This is a genomic window from Devosia oryzisoli (assembly GCF_014837245.1).
Taxonomy (GTDB): Bacteria; Pseudomonadota; Alphaproteobacteria; order Rhizobiales; family Devosiaceae; genus Devosia; species Devosia oryzisoli.
In genome coordinates this window covers 55,798-72,995 of the sequence record NZ_JACYFU010000004.1, presented here as the reverse complement: position 1 = coordinate 72,995, position 17,198 = coordinate 55,798, and the positions used below count along the sequence as shown (strand labels likewise).

At 63.7% G+C, this 17,198-nt stretch carries 18 protein-coding genes; 11 read left to right on the top strand and 7 right to left on the bottom strand.

All coding sequences use genetic code 11. The features are described 5' to 3' along the window. Positions 1–220: 220 nt before the first annotated feature. From ytfQ to IC608_RS14810, 8 genes are all read left to right on the top strand, one after another. On the top strand, positions 221–1,192 hold the full coding sequence (ytfQ, locus tag IC608_RS14845; protein WP_345890910.1) for a galactofuranose ABC transporter, galactofuranose-binding protein YtfQ: 972 nt from the start codon (positions 221–223) through the stop codon (positions 1,190–1,192). A gap of 149 nt (positions 1,193–1,341) precedes the next feature. After that, complete coding sequence (locus IC608_RS14840; protein WP_191777121.1) at positions 1,342–2,859, top strand: sugar ABC transporter ATP-binding protein; 1,518 nt, start codon at positions 1,342–1,344, stop codon at positions 2,857–2,859. Next, positions 2,856–3,869, top strand: a complete 1,014-nt coding sequence (locus tag IC608_RS14835; RefSeq protein WP_191777119.1) for an ABC transporter permease — start codon at positions 2,856–2,858, stop codon at positions 3,867–3,869. The genes IC608_RS14840 and IC608_RS14835 overlap by 4 nt, the downstream gene beginning before the upstream one ends. After that, positions 3,866–4,843 (top strand): galactofuranose ABC transporter, permease protein YjfF, encoded by a 978-nt coding sequence (gene yjfF / locus IC608_RS14830; protein WP_191777117.1) that lies wholly within the window; start codon positions 3,866–3,868, stop codon positions 4,841–4,843. Before IC608_RS14835 ends, yjfF begins: the two co-directional genes overlap by 4 nt. A 1-nt stretch (position 4,844) precedes the next feature. Further along, positions 4,845–5,582: a FadR/GntR family transcriptional regulator gene (locus IC608_RS14825; RefSeq protein ID WP_191777115.1), complete on the top strand. Its 738-nt coding sequence runs from the start codon at positions 4,845–4,847 to the stop codon at positions 5,580–5,582. A gap of 90 nt (positions 5,583–5,672) precedes the next feature. Further along, on the top strand, positions 5,673–6,650 hold the full coding sequence (locus IC608_RS14820; RefSeq protein ID WP_191777113.1) for an acetylxylan esterase: 978 nt from the start codon (positions 5,673–5,675) through the stop codon (positions 6,648–6,650). Between the two features lie 132 nt (positions 6,651–6,782). Beyond that, complete coding sequence (locus IC608_RS14815; RefSeq protein ID WP_191777111.1) at positions 6,783–7,271, top strand: YciE/YciF ferroxidase family protein; 489 nt, start codon at positions 6,783–6,785, stop codon at positions 7,269–7,271. Between the two features lie 14 nt (positions 7,272–7,285). Further along, a complete protein-coding gene (locus tag IC608_RS14810) occupies positions 7,286–7,507 on the top strand; it encodes a DUF2934 domain-containing protein (RefSeq protein WP_191777109.1) in 222 nt (73 codons plus the stop codon). 62 nt (positions 7,508–7,569) lie between these two features. Here IC608_RS14810 and efp read toward each other — a convergent pair whose 3' ends face one another. Next, positions 7,570–8,139: an elongation factor P gene (gene efp, locus IC608_RS14805; RefSeq protein ID WP_191777107.1), complete on the bottom strand. Its 570-nt coding sequence runs from the start codon at positions 8,137–8,139 to the stop codon at positions 7,570–7,572. Between the two features lie 127 nt (positions 8,140–8,266). Here efp and epmA point away from each other — a divergent pair, with 127 nt between their 5' ends. Continuing rightward, a complete protein-coding gene (gene epmA / locus IC608_RS14800; protein WP_191777105.1) occupies positions 8,267–9,322 on the top strand; it encodes an EF-P lysine aminoacylase EpmA in 1,056 nt (351 codons plus the stop codon). 85 nt (positions 9,323–9,407) lie between these two features. After that, entirely contained in the window at positions 9,408–10,463 is a 1,056-nt protein-coding gene (locus IC608_RS14795; RefSeq protein ID WP_191777103.1) for a lysine-2,3-aminomutase-like protein, read from the top strand. Here the strand turns inward: IC608_RS14795 and IC608_RS14790 are convergent. From IC608_RS14790 to IC608_RS14770, 5 genes are all read right to left on the bottom strand, one after another. Continuing rightward, the gene (locus IC608_RS14790; RefSeq protein WP_191777101.1) at positions 10,460–11,587 is read right to left on the bottom strand and encodes a mechanosensitive ion channel family protein; all 1,128 of its coding nucleotides are present in this window, start codon (positions 11,585–11,587) and stop codon (positions 10,460–10,462) included. The genes IC608_RS14795 and IC608_RS14790 overlap by 4 nt on opposite strands. An 80-nt stretch (positions 11,588–11,667) precedes the next feature. Continuing rightward, positions 11,668–12,315: a glutathione S-transferase family protein gene (locus IC608_RS14785; RefSeq protein ID WP_191777099.1), complete on the bottom strand. Its 648-nt coding sequence runs from the start codon at positions 12,313–12,315 to the stop codon at positions 11,668–11,670. Then, positions 12,312–12,458 carry a hypothetical protein gene (locus tag IC608_RS14780; RefSeq protein WP_191777097.1) on the bottom strand — a complete coding sequence of 49 codons (147 nt, stop codon included), beginning with the start codon at positions 12,456–12,458 and terminating at the stop codon, positions 12,312–12,314. Before IC608_RS14780 ends, IC608_RS14785 begins: the two co-directional genes overlap by 4 nt. Further along, positions 12,458–14,167, bottom strand: a complete 1,710-nt coding sequence (locus tag IC608_RS14775) for a Rieske 2Fe-2S domain-containing protein (protein ID WP_191777095.1) — start codon at positions 14,165–14,167, stop codon at positions 12,458–12,460. Before IC608_RS14775 ends, IC608_RS14780 begins: the two co-directional genes overlap by 1 nt. 179 nt (positions 14,168–14,346) lie before the next feature. Then, complete coding sequence (locus IC608_RS14770; protein ID WP_191777086.1) at positions 14,347–15,243, bottom strand: aromatic ring-hydroxylating oxygenase subunit alpha; 897 nt, start codon at positions 15,241–15,243, stop codon at positions 14,347–14,349. A gap of 69 nt (positions 15,244–15,312) precedes the next feature. Here IC608_RS14770 and IC608_RS14765 point away from each other — a divergent pair, with 69 nt between their 5' ends. Beyond that, positions 15,313–16,374, top strand: coding sequence for an Ldh family oxidoreductase (locus tag IC608_RS14765; protein WP_191777084.1), 1,062 nt, complete (start codon positions 15,313–15,315; stop codon positions 16,372–16,374). A 5-nt stretch (positions 16,375–16,379) separates the two neighbouring features. Here the strand turns inward: IC608_RS14765 and IC608_RS14760 are convergent, their stop codons facing one another. After that, positions 16,380–17,165 (bottom strand): SDR family NAD(P)-dependent oxidoreductase, encoded by a 786-nt coding sequence (locus tag IC608_RS14760; protein ID WP_191777081.1) that lies wholly within the window; start codon positions 17,163–17,165, stop codon positions 16,380–16,382. Positions 17,166–17,198 lie beyond the last annotated feature (33 nt).

The following is a 17,198-nucleotide window of genomic DNA, read 5'->3' as shown; positions in this document are numbered from 1 at the left end:
CCAAGCATTCATACCGGTTCGGGCCTCGTGTGCCTCGCTGATCATCGCTCGGACTTGCCCATCGCTCGCCGCCTAAATGCCTGCTAGCCGGAGTTTTTCCTGGTTCTGCGGGTCGCCAGCAGAGGTCAGGTTGAAGGGCTTTACATATAATAGTACTTTATGTAGCGTCTCCCTATCGCCGAAGGCCAAACGGCCCGGTGGTCCATTGGGAGGAACAATCGTGAGCATCATCACCAAGCTTGCCCTCGCGGCAGGCCTCGCTACTGCTTTGTCTTCTGGCGCCCTGGCGCAGGATATCTCCGGCAAGGTGGTTGGCTTCTCGCAGATCGGCTCGGAATCGGGCTGGCGCGCCGCTGAAACGTCAGTCACCAAGCAACAGGCCGAGGAACGCGGCGTCGACCTTAAGTTCGCGGACGCCCAGCAGAAGCAGGAAAACCAGATCAAGGCGATCCGAGGCTTCATCGCCCAGGGCGTTGACGCTATCCTCGTGGCCCCCGTTGTCGCCACCGGCTGGGACGACGTGCTGCAGGAAGCCAAGGAAGCCGAAATCCCCGTCGTGCTGCTCGACCGTGGCGTCGAGGCGCCGGAAGATCTCTACCTGACGTCGGTTGCATCGGACCAGGTCAAGGAAGGCCGCGTTGCCGGCCAATGGCTCGTCGACAATGTCGGGTCGGAGGACTGCAAGGTCGTGGAACTGCAGGGTACCGTCGGTTCCAGCCCGGCGATCAATCGCAAGAAGGGCTTCGAGGAAGCCATCGCCGGTCACGACAACATCACCATCGCGCGCAGCCAGACGGGTGACTTCACCCGCTCCAAGGGCAAGGAAGTGATGGAAGGCTTCATCAAGGCCGAAAACGGCGGTGCCGATATCTGTGCCGTCTATGCGCACAACGACGACATGGCCGTGGGCGCTATCCAGGCCATCAAGGATGCGGGCCTGAAGCCGGGCACCGACATCAAGGTGGTTTCCATCGACGGCGTGCCGGACATCTTCCAGGCGATCGCCGCCGGAGAAGCCAACGCAACGGTTGAGCTGACCCCCAACATGGCGGGCCCTGCCTTCGACGCGCTGGCCGCCTACTGGGCCGATGGCACGGAGCCCGAAAAGTTCATCATCACCGAGTCCAAGCTCTATACCGCTGCTGATGATCCGGAAGGCGAATACGAGCGCCGCAAGGGTCTGGGCTACTAAGCGTCCGTTCGGATCGCAAACCTTTCACGCTGTCACCACCCGGCTCGTCCGGGTGGTCCTCCTTCCAAGAAACGTGGATTGCCCGGACAAGCGGGGCAATGACGGTGCTGAAAGTTTAGGGCAGACTGCTCATGGGTAGGGAGGGGCGGATGAGCGAGACAGGGTACGTCCTCGAGGCGCGAGGCGTCGTCAAGGTATTCGGCAACCATGTCGCGCTGGACAAGGTCAATTTCGGCCTCATGCCCGGCGAGGTGCATGCCCTTCTGGGCGAGAACGGCGCCGGCAAGTCGACCCTCATCAAGGTTCTGACGGGAGCCTATCAGCCGGATGGCGGCGAGGTTCTGGTCGAGAGCCAGCCGGTTACGCTGAACAATCCGCAGCACGCCCAGACCTATGGCATCGGCACGGTGTACCAGGAGGTCAACCTGCTGCCCAACCGGTCGGTGGCAGAAAATCTCTATCTGGGTCACCAGCCGACGCGGTACGGCTTCGTCGACCGACGCCGCATGGAGCGCGACGCGCGGACCGTGCTGGCGCGCTACGGCCTGGACCTGGACCCGGGAAGCGAGCTCGGCACGCACTCGGTGGCCGTGCAACAGATCGTGGCGATAGCGCGGGCCGTAGAGCTCTCGGGCAAGGTGCTTATCCTGGATGAGCCCACGGCCAGCCTGGACCGCAACGAGGTGGAGCGTCTGTTCGACGTCGTACGCTCTCTTAAGGCGCAGGGTCTGGCGGTCGTCTTCATCACCCACTTCCTCGACCAGGTGTTTGCCATTGCCGACCGCGTCACCGTGCTGCGCAATGGCAGGCTGATCGAGACACGTGCTCTTACAGATGTCACCCGGACCGATGTGGTGAGATTGATGCTGGGCAAGGACATTTCGTTTTCCGGGGCAACGGCGCTCGAGGAAGCGCGTCCGGCCGGTGAAGTCCTGCTCGACTTCCGCAACTATGGCCGCAAGCGCAGCGTGCATCCGTTCAACCTCACCATCCATAAGGGCGAGGTCATCGGGGTTGCCGGTCTGCTCGGATCGGGCCGCACGGAAATGGCCCGCATCATGTTCGGGGCCGACCCCGCTGATGAAGGAGAAGTGCGGGTCGCGGGGCAAAAGACCGCCATAGACAACCCCACCGACGCCATCTCCCGCGGCTTCGGGTTCTGTCCCGAAGATCGCAAGGCAGAAGGCATTTTTGGCGAGCTTTCGGTGCGCGAGAACATCGTGATCGCGCTCCAGGGAAAGCTGGGCTGGTTCAGCGCGCTCAACCGCGACGAGCAGATGGAAATCGCCGGCCGCTTCGGCGAAGCCATGGACATCCGCGCCGCCTCGCTCGACATGCCGGTGAAACTGCTCTCGGGCGGCAACCAGCAGAAGGTTATCCTGTCGCGCTGGCTCGCCACCGATCCGGCCTTTCTCATCCTCGACGAACCGACCCGCGGCATCGACGTGGGCGCGCATGCGGAAATCGTGCGTACCATCAACCGGCTCCGCGACGAAGGCCTGGCGCTCGTCGTCATCTCCTCCGAGCTTGACGAGGTCGTGGCCTATTCATCGCGCATCGTGGTGATGCGCGACCGCGAAATGGTGGCCGAACTGCACGGCGAAAACATCAATCCGGGAGTCATCGTGCAGGCGATCGCCAGCAACCAAACGGGAGCAAGCGCATGACGCGCCGCATGCTGGGCCGGCTGGCCAATCCCCAACTGCTCGCACTGGTGGGCGTGCTGCTGATCAACTGGCTGCTGTTCCCCTCATTTTTCCGCGTGACCTGGCAGGATGGGCGACTGTTCGGCAGCGTGATCGACGTGCTCAATCGCGGCGCGCCGGTTGCCATCCTCTCCATCGGCATGGTTGGCGTGATCGCGACCAAGGGCGTGGATTTGTCGGTCGGTGCAGTGATGGCAGTTGCGGGCGCAGTGGCGGCGAGCCTTGTCGTCGCGGGCTACCCGGCACCGGTCGCCGTCATCGCTGCGCTGCTGGTGGGCCTGCTCTGTGGTCTGTGGAACGGCTTTCTCGTCGCCGTACTCGATATCCAGCCCATCGTGGCCACCCTGGTCCTGATGGTGGCAGGGCGCGGCATTGCCCAGCTCATCACCCAGGGCTTCATCGTGACATTCAACGATCCGCTGCTGATCTTTATCGGCACGGGATCCTTCCTGGGCCTGCCCATGGCCACCGTCATCGCATTGGTGCTGCTCGTGCTCGTGACGTTGCTGGTGCGGAAAACCGCGATCGGACTGTTCATCGAGGCGGTGGGCGTCAATCGGGCGGCGGCAAGCCTGGCCGGCATCCGCAGTCGCATGCTACTGATTTTGGTCTATGCCCTGTCGGGGCTCTGCGCTGCCATCGCCGGTATCATCGTTGCCGGCGACATTCGGGGTGCCGATGCCAATAATGCCGGCCTCTGGCTCGAGCTCGACGCCATCCTGGCCGTCGTCATCGGCGGCACCTCACTGCTGGGCGGGCGCTTTTCCGTTCCCCTGGCGGTGGTGGGGGCGCTTATCATCCAGGCGATGAACACCGGCATTCTCGTCTCCGGCTTTCCCCCTGAGTTCAACCTCATCGTCAAGGCGGGCATGATCATCCTCATCCTGCTGATCCAATCGCCGCTGGCCACCCGCATCGCGCCCCGCCGGCCGCAACGGGCGCGCATCGGCGTGCAGAGGACCGCCAAATGAGCCGCAGCCTCCGACCTCTCCTCGCGACGGCCGTCATCTTTGCCATCGCCTACGGCCTTTCGGTGATGCAGTTTCCGGGCATGTTTTCGACGCGGGTCCTGGGCAACTTCCTCACCGACAATGCCTTCCTCGGCATCACCGCCGTGGGCATGACCTTCGTGATCCTGTCGGGGGGAATCGATCTTTCGGTGGGGGCGGTGATCGGCTTCACCGGCGTGCTGGTGGCGGTGCTGATCAGCTGGATGGGGCTGCACCCCTTGGTGGCCTTTGCCATCGCGCTCATCGTCGCTGCCGTTTTCGGCGGACTGATGGGTCTTGCCATTCACGCGCTGGAGGTTCCGTCCTTCATCGTGACGCTCGCCGGCATGTTCCTGGCTCGCGGTGGCGCCTCGGTCATCACGCAGGATTCGGTGCCGATCAACCACCCGTTCTACGACTGGATCTCCGATCTCCTCATTCGCCTGCCGGGCGGTGGCCGCCTGAGCTTCATCGGCCTCCTCATGATCGCCGTCTTCGTCGTCGGTGCACTGGTGGCGCACCGCACACGCTTTGGCTCCTATGTCTATGCGCTGGGTGGCAACACCGTGTCCGCCTCGCTCATGGGCGTACCCGTCGCCCGCACCACCGTGGCAGTCTACATGCTCTCAAGCGTGCTCGCGGCCTTGGCGGGAATCGTCTTTTCCCTTTATACCTCGGCCGGCTACCCCTTGGCGGCCGTGGGGGTGGAGCTCGACGCCATCAGCGCGGTGGTGATCGGGGGCACCTTGCTGGCCGGAGGCTACGGCTTCGTGCTCGGCACATTCATCGGCGTGATGCTGCTGGGGCTGGTACAGACCTACATCATCTTCGACGGCACCCTGTCGAGCTGGTGGACCAAGATCGTCATCGGGGTGTTGCTGTTCCTGTTCATCGTGCTGCAAAGGCTGATCTTTGCAGCCTCGGCACCGGGGGAGAAGGTGGCCGAAAAGGCGTAGAATGATCGAAACTGGCGGCCTCATCCGCTCCCTTTCGGGCCGGCGCGCCGCACGCAACTTCCATACCTTCGTGATCAACGAAATCGGCCAGTCGATCGTCACTGGTGCCTTCGCGATCGGTTCGGTGTTGCCGACCGACGCCCAGATGATGGAGCGCTATGGTGTCTCGCGTACGGTCTTGCGCGAAGCGCTCAAGACGCTCGAGGCCAAGGGGCTCGTGGAAGCGCGGCCCAAGGTCGGGACACGGGTGTCTCCGCGCAGCCGCTGGAATTTCTTCGATCCACTGGTTCTCGCCTGGCATTTCGAGGCGCCGCCCGACCGCAAGTTCTACCAGAGCCTCTTCCGCACCCGGGGGGTGCTGGAAAAGCCCATGGTGGAGTTGTCCGCGCGGCACCGCACGGCCGAGCACGTCCGCCTTCTCAAATACTGGTGCCACCAGATGGAGACGGCCGGAGACAGCCTCGAACAGTTCGGCCTGGCGGCACTGGAGGTTCACGGCATCATTGCCGAAAGCAGCCAGGACCTGCTGCTCCGTTCCGTGATTGGCGTGGTGGAATTGACGCTGGCGCTGGCGCTGACGCGTGAGGAGGCGATACCGGCATCGGAGTACCGCGAGCGGTCTGCCGCCTTGTTCGTCCTTGTGGCCCAGGCCATCGAAAGTGGCAACGCCGAAGCTGCCCGGGAACACTACGATGCCACCCGCAGGTTGGACAGCGAGCAGGTGTTAGGCGTGCAATAGCAGTGCGTAAGCCTGTGGGGCCGGTGGTCATTCCGCCCTTGCCGGTGCAGATTTCTCTCAACTGCAACGCTGCACCCCACGAGTTTCTCCATGCCGTTTCCCGACCTTGTCCACCCGCTGCTCGACGCTTATGAAAGCAGTGTCGTCACGCCCGCAGATTTTGCCCAGTTCTGGCAGTCGACGCTGGCGGAGAGCCGGGCCGTCGGCGGGCGGATGCAGATGGTGGCGGCCGAGACGACCCTGAAGCTTGTAGACGTGTTCGACGTCACGTTTCCCGGTTTCGGTGGCCACCCTGTCAAAGGCTGGCTGGTCCTGCCGCGCGAGCGGGCCAGCAAGCTCCCCCTGCTCGTACAGTATGTCGGCTATGGTGGCGGGCGCGGCTTCCCGCATGAACTGCTGCACTGGGCAGCATCTGGCTTTGCTTATTTCCGCATGGATACGCGCGGCCAGGGGAGCAGTTGGAGCACCGGGGCGACGCCCGATCCCGTTGGCAGCACGTCGCAGATACCGGGGATGATGACCAAGGGCGTGCTGGATCGGAACGACTACTACTATCGCCGCGTGTTTACTGACGGCGTCCGCGCAATCGATGCGCTGGCCGAGCTAGACTTCGTCGATTCAGACCGCATTGCGGTGTGTGGCGGTAGCCAGGGCGGGGGCATCTCGCTGGCAGTCGCAGGCATCGAAAACCGGGTCAAGGCGGTGATGCCCGATGTGCCGTTCCTTTGTGACTTCCCACGTGCCGTGCGCATGGCCGCCCGTGACCCCTATCTCGAGATTGTCCGCTTCCTTGCCCAGCACCGTGAAAAGCGGGAGATGGTGTTCGAAACGTTGCGCTATTTCGACGGCGTCTGCTTTGCCCGGCAGAGCCAGGCGGCCGCGCTCTATTCGGTGGCCCTGATGGACGATATCTGTCCGGCCTCCACCGTCTACGCTGCCTACAGGGCACATGCGGGTGAGGACAAGTCGGTCGTCGAATACGAATTCAACAATCACGAAGGCGGTGGACCCTACCAGGACCGCCAGCAAATGACCTGGCTCACGGAGCGGTTCGGCATGGTGGGATAGACGCAGGTTAACGCGACGGATAGGTGGCGCCACGATTCCAGAAATGAATCGGCAGGGATCGGGCGGCGCGGAACTCCGGGCGCCAAGCCCCGTTCTTCGGCCAGCGTCCCTCTTTCAATCCGGAGCTCAACGATGGCTGAAAAGCAACTGGAAGACCTGTTTCTTGATACCCTCAAGGACATCTATTACGCCGAGCGGCAAATCCTGAAGACCCTGCCGAAAATGGCCAAGGCCGCCCAGTCCGACGAGCTGCGCGCGGGCTTCGAGCAGCACCATGCGGAAACCGAAAACCAGATCGAACGCCTGCAGCAGGTGTTCGAACTGATCGGCAAGCCCGCTCGTGGCAAGACCTGCGACGCCATCCTCGGCATTATCGAGGAAGGCAAGGAGATCATGGAAGAATTCAAGGGCTCTCCCGCTCTCGACGCCGGTCTCGTTTCGTCGGCGCAGGCCGTGGAGCACTACGAGATCGCCCGCTACGGCACGCTGATCGCCTGGGCCAAGCAGCTTGGCTACACCGATGCCGCTCAGCTTCTCGGCGAAACGCTGCAGGAAGAAGAAGCGACCGACCAGAAGCTCACCAAGCTCGGAACGTCCGTCGTCAACGCCAAGGCCGCCTGATCGCGAGGTCGCTGATGCGGAAGAATTCCGCACTGGCCGAGCGTATTCGGGAAACCGCCTTTTTCCTTTGGGAGCAGGACGGGCACCCGGACGGCCGGGCCATGGAATATTGGCTGAAGGCCAAGGAGATGCATCAGCGACAGCTCGCCTATGACAGGTGGCTCGCCGATGGCACTCCGCCCGATAGTGCGGACCTGCATTGGCTGGCGGCCGAGAATGACCTTGACGAGAAATAGGAAACGGGCCCCGCGGGGGCCTGTTTTTGTTCTGTGGTGGTACTCTTCCAGAAGCGCCGCAATCAGTCCTTGGCGCGTTCGACGTAGGAATTGTCGTCGGTCAGGATGACGATGCGTGTGCCCGCGTCGATGTGCGGAGGCACCATGACGCGCAGCCCGTTGTTGAGCAGGGCGGGCTTGTAGGAGGAGGACGCCGTCTGGCCCTTCACCACGGGCTCGGTCTCGACGATTTCGAAGGTCAGGCGCTGCGGCAGTTCCATCGAAAGCGCGACGCCCTCATGCGTCATCAGGTGCACCTTCATGCCGTCCGTGAGGTAGGCCTTCTGGTCGCCGATAACATCGTCCGGCACCGTGATCTGTTCGTAGGTCGAGGGCTCCATGAAGTGGTGCCCTTCGCCGTCCGAATAGAGGTAATCATATTCGCGGTCGTCGACATCGGCCTTTTCAACCATCTCGACGGTGCGCCAGCGACCGATCACCTTCACCCCATCGGAGATGCGGCGCATGGTGACGTTGGTCACCGAATTGCCCTTGCCCGGGTGCACGTTCTCGGCGGTAAGCACCACATGCAGATTGCCGTCCTGCTCGACGACATGGCCTTTGCGCAGCGAAGATGCGATGACCTTGACCATATTTCTTCCTTGTTCCAATCACGGGCGCGGTTTAGAGGCAGGGCCGTCCGCGCCGAAAAGCTCTTGTGTCGTGCGCCCGATATCCTATTCCGCGCCATTTCGCCAGACCGGACGGCAACAAACCCGCATGACAGCTCCTCCCGCATCGGCGTCTCCCTGGTGGCATCCGCGGCGCCATGAGGACCGGCGGCCGGCTCTTCTGGCGCGCACGCGCATCGATGCCGCCGTGCGCTCGTGGCTGGTCGAGCGGGGTTTTCTCGTTGTCGATCCGCCAGGGCTCCAGCGCTCGCCGGGCAACGAGGCGCACCTGCATGCCTTTGCCACCACCATGATCGGCAATGAAGGGGCAGGGCAGACGATGTACCTGCACACCTCTCCCGAATTCACCATGAAAAAGATGCTGGCGGCCGGGGAGAGGCGCATTGCGAGCCTGCAGCATGTCTGGCGCAATCGCGAGCGCAGCGCGCTGCATCATCCCGAATTCACCATGCTCGAATGGTACCGGGTGGGAGAGGTCTACAGTGTCATCATCGGCGATACCGTCGATCTGATCCGGCTGGCCGCGAGGACCACCGGCATCGAGCATTTTGTCTACCGCGACCGGATGTGCAACCCGTTCGCGGATGTCGAGCATATCGGGGTGGTTGAAGCCTTCCGCGCCCATGCCGGCGTCGATCTTCTGCCCACCATGGACTCTTCGGGCGTGCCGGATGGAGAGGCCCTGGCCGCCATCATGCTGGCCAAGGACATGCCGGTGCCTGAAGACCATAGCTGGAGCTATCTCTTCAGCCGCTTGCTGGTGGATTATGTCGAGCCGCATCTGGGGCAGGGGCGTATTACCGTGCTCGACCGCTATCCGGCTTGCGAGGCAGCACTGGCTCGGCGCGTCCCCGGCGACCCCCGGCTGTCGGAGCGCTTCGAGGTGTACGCCTGTGGCGTCGAGCTTGCCAATGGCTTTGGTGAATTGACTGACCCGGACGAGCAGCGGCGGCGGTTCGAAGCCGAGATGGCGGAAAAACAACGGCTCTACGGCGAGCAGTACCCGATCGACGAGGATTTTCTGGCAGCGCTGGATTTGATGCCGGAAGCCAGCGGCGTCGCGTTGGGCTTTGATCGGCTGGTGATGCTGGCGACCGGAGCGCAGCGGATCGAGGCGGTGCTCTGGGCGCCGGTGGTCGAATGAGACTTGACTTGTTAGGGGTGTCTCAGTCGACAGCCTCCCCCGTACAGGGTGAGGGGCCCGCTGGTGAGTGTGGGGACCCTGCTGCATGAATCGCACCACCACATCCAAAGTCCTCAAAAGTGTCGCTGACCTGAAAGCCGCCGGTCTCAGTGACCGTGCTGACCTCGATGCCGTCGCCGAAAAATATGCCGTCGGCATCACGCCCGCGATGGTTGCGCTGATGGACCCGGCCGATCCCGATGACCCCATCGCTCGCCAGTTCCTGCCAAGCGTCGAAGAACTCCAGATCACGCCAGAAGAGCGTGCCGACCCGATCGGTGACCTCACGCACTCGCCTGTGGACGGCATCGTGCACCGCTACCCCGACAGGGTTCTGCTCAAGGCGGTCCATGTCTGCCCGGTCTATTGCCGGTTCTGCTTCCGCCGCGAAATGGTGGGGCCGCAAGGGCTGGGGACGCTGACAGCGCCGCAGTTGGACGCGGCGGTGGACTACATCGCGCAGCACCCCGAGATTTGGGAAGTCATTCTCACCGGTGGCGATCCCCTGGTCCTGTCGCCGCGCCGGCTTCGGGACCTGATGGAGCGGTTGGCCGCTATCCCCCATCTGCGGATCGTCCGCTTTCACACCCGCGTTCCTGTCGTGGAGCCCGAGCGGGTCGATGCCGAACTGGTCAGGGCCCTTCTTGCCAGCGGCAAGACGACGTATCTGGCCGTCCACGCCAACCACCCGCGGGAGTTGACGCCGGCGGCTTGCGCCGCGTTCGCCAGGATGACGGCTGCAGGCATCGCGCTCATCAGCCAGACAGTGCTGCTGAGGGGGGTGAACGACACTGTGGAGACGCTGGCCGAACTGATGCGGGGCTTCGTCGAAAACCGCATCAGGCCCTATTACCTGCATCACCCTGACCTCGCCCCTGGCACCGCGCATTTTCGCCTCTCCATCGCGGAGGGGCAGGCGCTGGTCGCGGCGCTGCGCGGACGCATCTCGGGCCTCTGCCAGCCGGTCTACGTGCTCGACATCCCCGGTGGCCATGGCAAGGCGCCCATCGCAGCGCCCACTATCGAGCCAGCCGATGGCGGCTTCTCGGTCCGCGATTGGCAGGGTGGCACACATCGCTATCCGCCCGATGGGACTGTCTAGCCATCGAACTGCGCACTGGCAGCAGCGCCCGAAGCCGCATCATCGTTAGACGGGCTGCGGTCGACCGGCAATGTGCGGACGCGCGGCAGGGACTGCGGGTACTCGGCCTGAAGGAAGGCGATCAGTTTCTCGCGCACCTCGCAGCGCAAGTCGAAGGCGTTACCCGCGTTGCGGGCACTGACCAGAACACGCAGCTCAACCGTCGCCTCGTGGAAATCGGTCACCTGGACGGCAGCGACCTCGCCGTCCCATTTGGGCGAATGCCGCACGATCTCGTTGACCTTGTCGCGGATCACGTCGACCGGCACCGAATAGTCCAGATACATCATCACGTTGCCGATCAGCGCTGCGCCTTCGCGCGTCCAGTTCTGGAACGGCTTTTCCATGAAGTAGCTCAGCGGCACAATCAGTCGCCGCAGATCCCAGATTTTGACCACGACGTAGGTCGAGGTGATCTCCTCGACCGTCCCCCATTCACCTTCGACCAGCAGCGCATCATCGATGCGGATCGGCTGGGTGATGGCGAGTTGGATGCCGGCAAAGAGGTTCTTCAGCACTGGCTGAAGTGCCAGGCCGAGGACGAGACCGGCGGCCCCCGCCGAAGCGAGTAGGCTCACCCCGTATTGCGCAACACCATCGAAGGTCATCAGAACGGCCGCGACGCCGACAATGATCAGGAGCGTTACGGCCACGCGCTCCAGTATCCGCGACTGGGTGACGTGCTTGCGCGCGAGAAGATTGTCTTCGCTGTCGAGCTTGAAGCGCCGCAGATAGAGCGTGATCCAGATGTGGATTGCCGTCCGCGCGGCGAGGACCGCGAGCACGATAATCCCGATTAGAAGGGCGTGGCGCACCCAGTCCCCCTGGCGCTGCGTCAGTGGCGCTATCGTGGAAACCAGCGCGCAGAACGTGACCGCCAAGCCGAGCCGCAAAGGCAAATCCAGGCGCTTTACCATCGAGCGCCAGAACAGATCGCGCCGTTCGACCATACGCGTGAGCACACTGTGCAGCAGGCTACCCGTCCACATCGCCACGACAATCGCTAGGCCAAACAGCACAAGGCTCACCAGCCAGCCAGGAAGCCAAAGAACGAGGTTTCGTGCTGCCGTTTCCCAATCTGCCATGGAGGTTCCTCGTCGACCGAACCGGGACCAACTTGGGAGCAGCCGAGAGGTTTCGCATGGCAGGTATGAAAATGCCCGCGCTAATCCTGCTTGGCCGGGCCGGCCGGAAAGATGCCGGACATGACGACGAAGCCGGGAATGCGGCGTACGCGGTCTGTCCAGCGGCGCAGGGCCGGGTAGTCCTGGCGCGAGATTCCGCCCTCTTCTGAAAGCATGATGTAGGGGAAGCAGGCGATGTCGGCCGTGGTCGGATGATCGGGCGCACAGAGCCAGTCGCGCCCGGCCTTTTCGCCGAACCACAGATGTTCGTCGATCAGCCGGAAAATGCGATGCGCTCCTTTCTGGCAGGCAGCGACATCGAACGGGTAGTCGAAGCTCAGCGCCAGTCGCGCGGCCGATGCCGTTGACGTGATGTCGTCGGCCACGGCGTGCCAGCGCAGAACCTGCGCCAGAATATCGGGCGCCTCCGGAAACCAGCGGCCCGACGCATCGTACTTGCGCGCCAGATAGGCCAGGATCGCTCCCGAGTCCGAGAGCGTCAGGTCATCGTCCCTCAGCACCGGCAACTGCCCGAACGGGTTGAGCCGCAGAAAGGCGTCGGACTTGTGCTCGCGTCCGGGAAAGAAATCGACCGGAACGATGTCGTACGGCACGCCAAGGATGCTCATCAGCAGCCGAAGCTTGTAGCAATTGCCCGAGAGTTCGAAGTCGTAGAGGGTGATGGTCATGCCAGCGGCCTCCGTTCGGCCGTCATTGCCCGGCGCGACCGGGCCATCCATGTGGAGGCTTCGGTGCGCGCGGAAAGGTGGATCACCCGGTCAAGCCGGGTGATGACGATGGAGGGGTGGAGGCGGATGGTCGTCTGCATCATCAGATATCGAGCACCAGACGGTGTGACCTGGCGCGGCTGACACAGGTCATCATGCAGCTGTTCGAGGCCTTCTCGGACTTGTTGAGGTAGACGTCCTGATGATCCACCTCGCCCTCGATGACGCCGGTCAGGCAAGTGCCGCAGGCGCCCTGTTCGCACGATGACGGCACGGTAAGGCCGGCTTCGCGCATGGTCTCGAGGACGGTCTTGCCCGCGGGCACATGGAGCGTCATGGCCGAGCGCGCGAGTTCGATTTCGAAAGACGAGGAGGCATCGATCGTCTTGTCGTTGCGGAAATACTCGAAATGGATGGCCTCATCCGGCCAGCCCAGCGCTGCGGCGGCGTCCTGCACCATCTCGAGCATCGGGCCGGGGCCGCAGATATAGACATGGTTGGCGAACTCGTGCAGCCCCAGAATCGCCTCGACCTCTTTGCGGATCGCCTTGCGCCCGATGCCCATATGCGTCCGGACCTCTCCGTGGAGGACCTCGAGTTCGCTGCGGAAGGCGGCCGTTTCGCCGCTGCGGACGAAATAGTGCAGTTCGTAGGGCAGGCTCGACTTGTCGAGGAACCGCGCCATTGAGAGTAGCGGGGTGATGCCGATGCCCCCGGCGATCAGCACGGTACGGGTGGCGTCGCGGCGCAGCGGGAAATTGTTGCGCGGCTCGGAAATGGCCAGCACATCGCCTTCCCGGACCGTCTCCACCAGCGCCTTCGAGCCGCCCTTGGAGGCGCTTTCCTGCTTGACGCCGATGACGTAGCTCATCAGCTCGCCCGGGCCATTGGTGATGGAGTATTGACGAACCAGCCCGTTGGGCAGGTGCACGTCGATATGGGCGCCGGGCTGAAAGGTCGGCAGGTGCTTGCCGTCGCGGTCGGCGAGTTCGAAGCCGATTACGCCATCCGCGCTCTGCCACTTGCGCTTGACCAGCACGGGAAACGTGGTGCCTCTGGGGATGGCAATGTCGGGCATGGTCGCAAGATCGACAGACACCTTCTCGAAGCTGGGTTGTAGAGGCTCTGGTGCGGGTTTGCGGGCCGCGGCCTTTTCCAGTCGGTCGCGCAGCTTGGTCAGCATCTCGTTGTAGTGCCGCAGCGCCGCGATCTCGTTTGCAGGCTTTTCGGCCAGCAAACCACGGATGACCGAGCGCCCGCTGTCCACGGGCTGGACGAAGTAGATGGCCGTTTCCAGCCGCACGGCCATGCCGGGCAGCATGTCCGCGGGCTGGTCATCGGGCGCCAGACGCGCCAGCCCGGCCACCACATCGTCCGGCGACGCATTGACCGGCAGGGGCCGCAAGGGGAACCACGCCTTGGCCTCCGCATCCGGGAAGGGCTTGAAGGGTTGGTCGTCATTGGCAGCCGACCAGACGAGGCCGAAAGCTTCCCTGACAGGGTATTTGCGGTTTTCGATGCGGCGGGCCGGCGCATCGGCCGGGTGGGCGGGAATGTAGGTGCAGCCTGCCGATCCGTTGGCGTAGCGCCAGCCGTGGTACTGGCACTTGAGTTCCTGCCCCTCATTAATGCCGATGGAGAGCCGCACGCCGCGGTGGAGGCACCGGTTCTCCCAGACGTTCAGCGTGCCGTCATCGGCTCGCCAAACCGCCAGTTCCCGGCCGAGCAACTGGCCCTGGTAGACATGGCGGAACGGCAGATCCTCGCTCGAGGCGATGGGGTACCAGGTGGGGTCTGAGAGGCTGAGGGGCATGATCCATCCGGGATTTGATCGCGCCACGATCGGATGAGGTCAGTTGCAAAGCCTTGGCGTACGAGGCTCTTTGATTTGGTCCCGATGTCATTCCCGCGAAAGCGGGAACCTCCGTTTCAACCGAAGTTCCGTAAACAGGGGTTCCCGCTTTCGCGGGAATGACGCGGTGATTGTTACGCTCAAGACGCCTGCGGGATCACCCCATAGGTTATCCCCTTCTGGCTCAGCCAGCGGCGATAGGCGATGGCGCTCTTGTCGGCGCGGATCGGCGTCTCGGCGCGCGGGTCGAGCGGCAGTTTCTTGGGATACTGGTTTTCGAGGATCGGCTTGTCCTGGCCGAAGATCGTCTGCTGGAAGCGCCGCAGGTCGGTGATCGTGGAGGTGCTGTCGATCATCGACTGCAGGAGATGGGCGCGGCAGCGCTCCTCGCTCACCGGCTGCAGGAAAAGACCGATCACGTCCTGGCGCGTCTCGTCCTCCGGGCATGACTTGTAGAGCACCGAGCAGAACGGATGGGGCACGCGATAGACGTATTCCACTTCCATCGGCTTGGTGGCCGACTTGGCGGCGCGCGGCTGGATGAAGCGGCATCGGGTCGCCAGAACCTCATCGCGCTCCTCGGACACCTCAACGTCGTATTCCTTGACCTCGGTATGCGGCTCGGAGCCGAGGATATCGGTGTGCACGTAAGGAAAGTGGCCCATGTCGAGGAAGTTTTCGACGGCGCGCGGTGCCGACACGTGGATGCCGATGGAGCCGCAACTCATGTTGACGCGGTCGGGCTCGGCAAATTCGGGAATGGGGAACAGCTCGGCAGGCGGGCTGCCCAGGCAGGTCCAGGTGTAGCCATAGGCGGTCTTGACCGGCAGGCGCTCCAGCACCGTTTCCGCGTCGATCTCCTCGCCTTGCTCCTCGTCCCGGCGCAGCCAGACCACAGGCTCACCATCAAGGCCGCGGGTCAGCGCCAGCGGGGTATCGAGCAGGGTCGTCGTCTCGACAAGGCCGATGGGCAACTCGTCGGTTGCGGCGACGACGTGCCAGAGATTGCGGGTGATGGAGTCTAGGGTGTTGCGCATGCTGCTACAATAATGCGGCAGCCGCCGAGTGCCAGTACAAAGTTGCGGACATCGTCATCCACGCGTGGCATGGAAGGCGCCACGAAGGGGGAGGACAGCGTGGATCAATCGTCTCAAAGGTTTGCCGAGGCTCTTGTGCGGGAGCGCGTCGAGACACGCCTTGCAGCTGCCGGCGCGAGCGAAGCGTCGCGGGGAGCGGCAATCCGGGCCATGCTGCATGCCTCTCTCCTGGGCATTGATAGCCATGGCGTCCGCCTAACCGAGCATTACTGCCGCATGCTCGACGGCGGGCGGCTCAACAAGAACCCGCAATTGCGCTTCGAACATCGCGGGGCAGGCAGCGCGATGGTGGATGGTGATGATGGCCTCGGGCACTACGCCGCCTATCACGCGGTGGAGGTGGGTATGGCGCTTGCCCGCGAAGCGGGCGTCGGGGCGGTCGGCATACGTCGCTCCTCCCACCTGGGCGCAGCGGGAGCCTACGCGCTGGCCGGCGCCGAAGAAGGCTTTGTCACCTTCGCCACCACCAATACCGACGCCATGGTGGCCCTCCATACCGGGGCGCAGAAATTTCATGGGACCAACCCGCTGGCGTTTGCTGCGCCGGTGCCCAATGCGCGACCTTGGCTGCTCGACATGGCCACCTCATCGATCCCGCTCAACCGCGTCCTGTTGCACCGCTCGCTCGACCAGGAGCTCCCCGAAGGCGTCGCCGCCACGCCCGACGGCTTTCCCACGACCGATCCGCATGCAGCGGACCTGCTCCTGCCGCTGGGTGGCGTCGATTACGGCTACAAGGGAGCGGGGCTGGCGGGCGTCGCGACGCTGTTTTCGTCGCTGTTGACCGGCACCACGCTCGATCCCGATTTCATCCCCATGTATGGCGGCACCGACATCTCGACGCCGCGCAACATGGGGCATTTCGTGCTGGTCATTGATCCCGACAAGTTCGCCGGCAGCGCCGTGTTCGGCGCCGCGATCACGACCTACCTCGCTGGCCTGCGCGCCTCGACAACCCGACCTGGTGGCAAGGTCATGGCGCCGGGCGACCGGGAATGGGCAACACTGGCCGAGCGGCAGACCAATGGCATTCCGCTCGACCCGGACACGGTGCGGTTTCTCGATCTCTAGCGCGATCAGCCGTTGGGCTTGTCGCGATAGATGTCGAACGGCCCGATAGCCTGGGTCGTGGCCATGAGCTGGATCTTGTTGACGTTCACATGCGCCGGCAGGCTGGTGGCCCAGAAGATCGATTCCGCGATGTCCTCGGCGGTCATGGCCATGGTTCCAGCATAAGGGGCCGCGGCCTTGCCCTCGTCGCCCTTGAAGCGAACCAGCGAGAACTCGGTCTCGGTGAGGCCCGGCTCGATGTCCGTGACGCGGATGTTCTTGCCCTGCAGATCCGAGCGGATGGCGAGGGCAAAGTGCTTCACGAAAGCCTTGGAAGCGGCATAGACGGAGCCGCCCGGATAGGCGAATTCGCCGGCCACCGACCCCAGCGTCACCACATGCCCGCCCCCGCGCGCGATCATCCCCGGCAGCAGCAGCCGCACCGTGTAGACAAGGCCCGAGATATTGGTGTCGATCATCGTCTGCCAATCATCGAGGTCGGCCTCGGCGGCGGGTTGCAGGCCCAGCGCCAGCCCCGCATTGGCGAGCACGATGTTGATGCCGGCGAAGGGCGCGGGAATGTCCGCCGCGGCTTTTTCCATCGCGGCCCGATCGCGCACGTCGAGCGTCATGACGTGGCAATTGTCCGCTCCCAGTTCGGCCTGCAGGCCCGCGAGCCGATCCTCCCGGCGCCCGGTTGCGATGACCTTGCCACCTGCCGCCACGTAGCGACGGGCCGCCGCAGCTCCGAAACCGGAGGTGGCGCCGGTGATGAAGACAACGAAGTTCCTGGGGTCGAGAAGCGTGTACATGGGCGGTCCTACGGAGGGAGTGCTGTGGGCAAA

Bases quoted from the DNA above. Each gene is read 5' to 3' on its own strand.
- IC608_RS14835 (WP_191777119.1), top strand. From the start codon at position 2,856: ATGACGCGCCGCATGCTGGGCCGGCTGGCCAATCCCCAACTGCTCGCA.
- yjfF (WP_191777117.1), top strand. From the start codon at position 3,866: ATGAGCCGCAGCCTCCGACCTCTCCTCGCGACGGCCGTCATCTTTGCC.
- IC608_RS14765 (WP_191777084.1), top strand. From the start codon at position 15,313: ATGGAAGGCGCCACGAAGGGGGAGGACAGCGTGGATCAATCGTCTCAA.
- IC608_RS14795 (WP_191777103.1), top strand. From the start codon at position 9,408: ATGAATCGCACCACCACATCCAAAGTCCTCAAAAGTGTCGCTGACCTG.
- IC608_RS14840 (WP_191777121.1), top strand. From the start codon at position 1,342: ATGAGCGAGACAGGGTACGTCCTCGAGGCGCGAGGCGTCGTCAAGGTA.
- IC608_RS14780 (WP_191777097.1), bottom strand. From the start codon at position 12,458: ATGATGCAGACGACCATCCGCCTCCACCCCTCCATCGTCATCACCCGG.
- IC608_RS14785 (WP_191777099.1), bottom strand. From the start codon at position 12,315: ATGACCATCACCCTCTACGACTTCGAACTCTCGGGCAATTGCTACAAG.
- efp (WP_191777107.1), bottom strand. From the start codon at position 8,139: ATGGTCAAGGTCATCGCATCTTCGCTGCGCAAAGGCCATGTCGTCGAG.
- IC608_RS14775 (WP_191777095.1), bottom strand. From the start codon at position 14,167: ATGCCCCTCAGCCTCTCAGACCCCACCTGGTACCCCATCGCCTCGAGC.
- IC608_RS14810 (WP_191777109.1), top strand. From the start codon at position 7,286: ATGCGGAAGAATTCCGCACTGGCCGAGCGTATTCGGGAAACCGCCTTT.
- IC608_RS14815 (WP_191777111.1), top strand. From the start codon at position 6,783: ATGGCTGAAAAGCAACTGGAAGACCTGTTTCTTGATACCCTCAAGGAC.
- IC608_RS14770 (WP_191777086.1), bottom strand. From the start codon at position 15,243: ATGCGCAACACCCTAGACTCCATCACCCGCAATCTCTGGCACGTCGTC.
- IC608_RS14825 (WP_191777115.1), top strand. From the start codon at position 4,845: ATGATCGAAACTGGCGGCCTCATCCGCTCCCTTTCGGGCCGGCGCGCC.
- IC608_RS14820 (WP_191777113.1), top strand. From the start codon at position 5,673: ATGCCGTTTCCCGACCTTGTCCACCCGCTGCTCGACGCTTATGAAAGC.
- IC608_RS14790 (WP_191777101.1), bottom strand. From the start codon at position 11,587: ATGGCAGATTGGGAAACGGCAGCACGAAACCTCGTTCTTTGGCTTCCT.
- epmA (WP_191777105.1), top strand. From the start codon at position 8,267: ATGACAGCTCCTCCCGCATCGGCGTCTCCCTGGTGGCATCCGCGGCGC.
- IC608_RS14760 (WP_191777081.1), bottom strand. From the start codon at position 17,165: ATGTACACGCTTCTCGACCCCAGGAACTTCGTTGTCTTCATCACCGGC.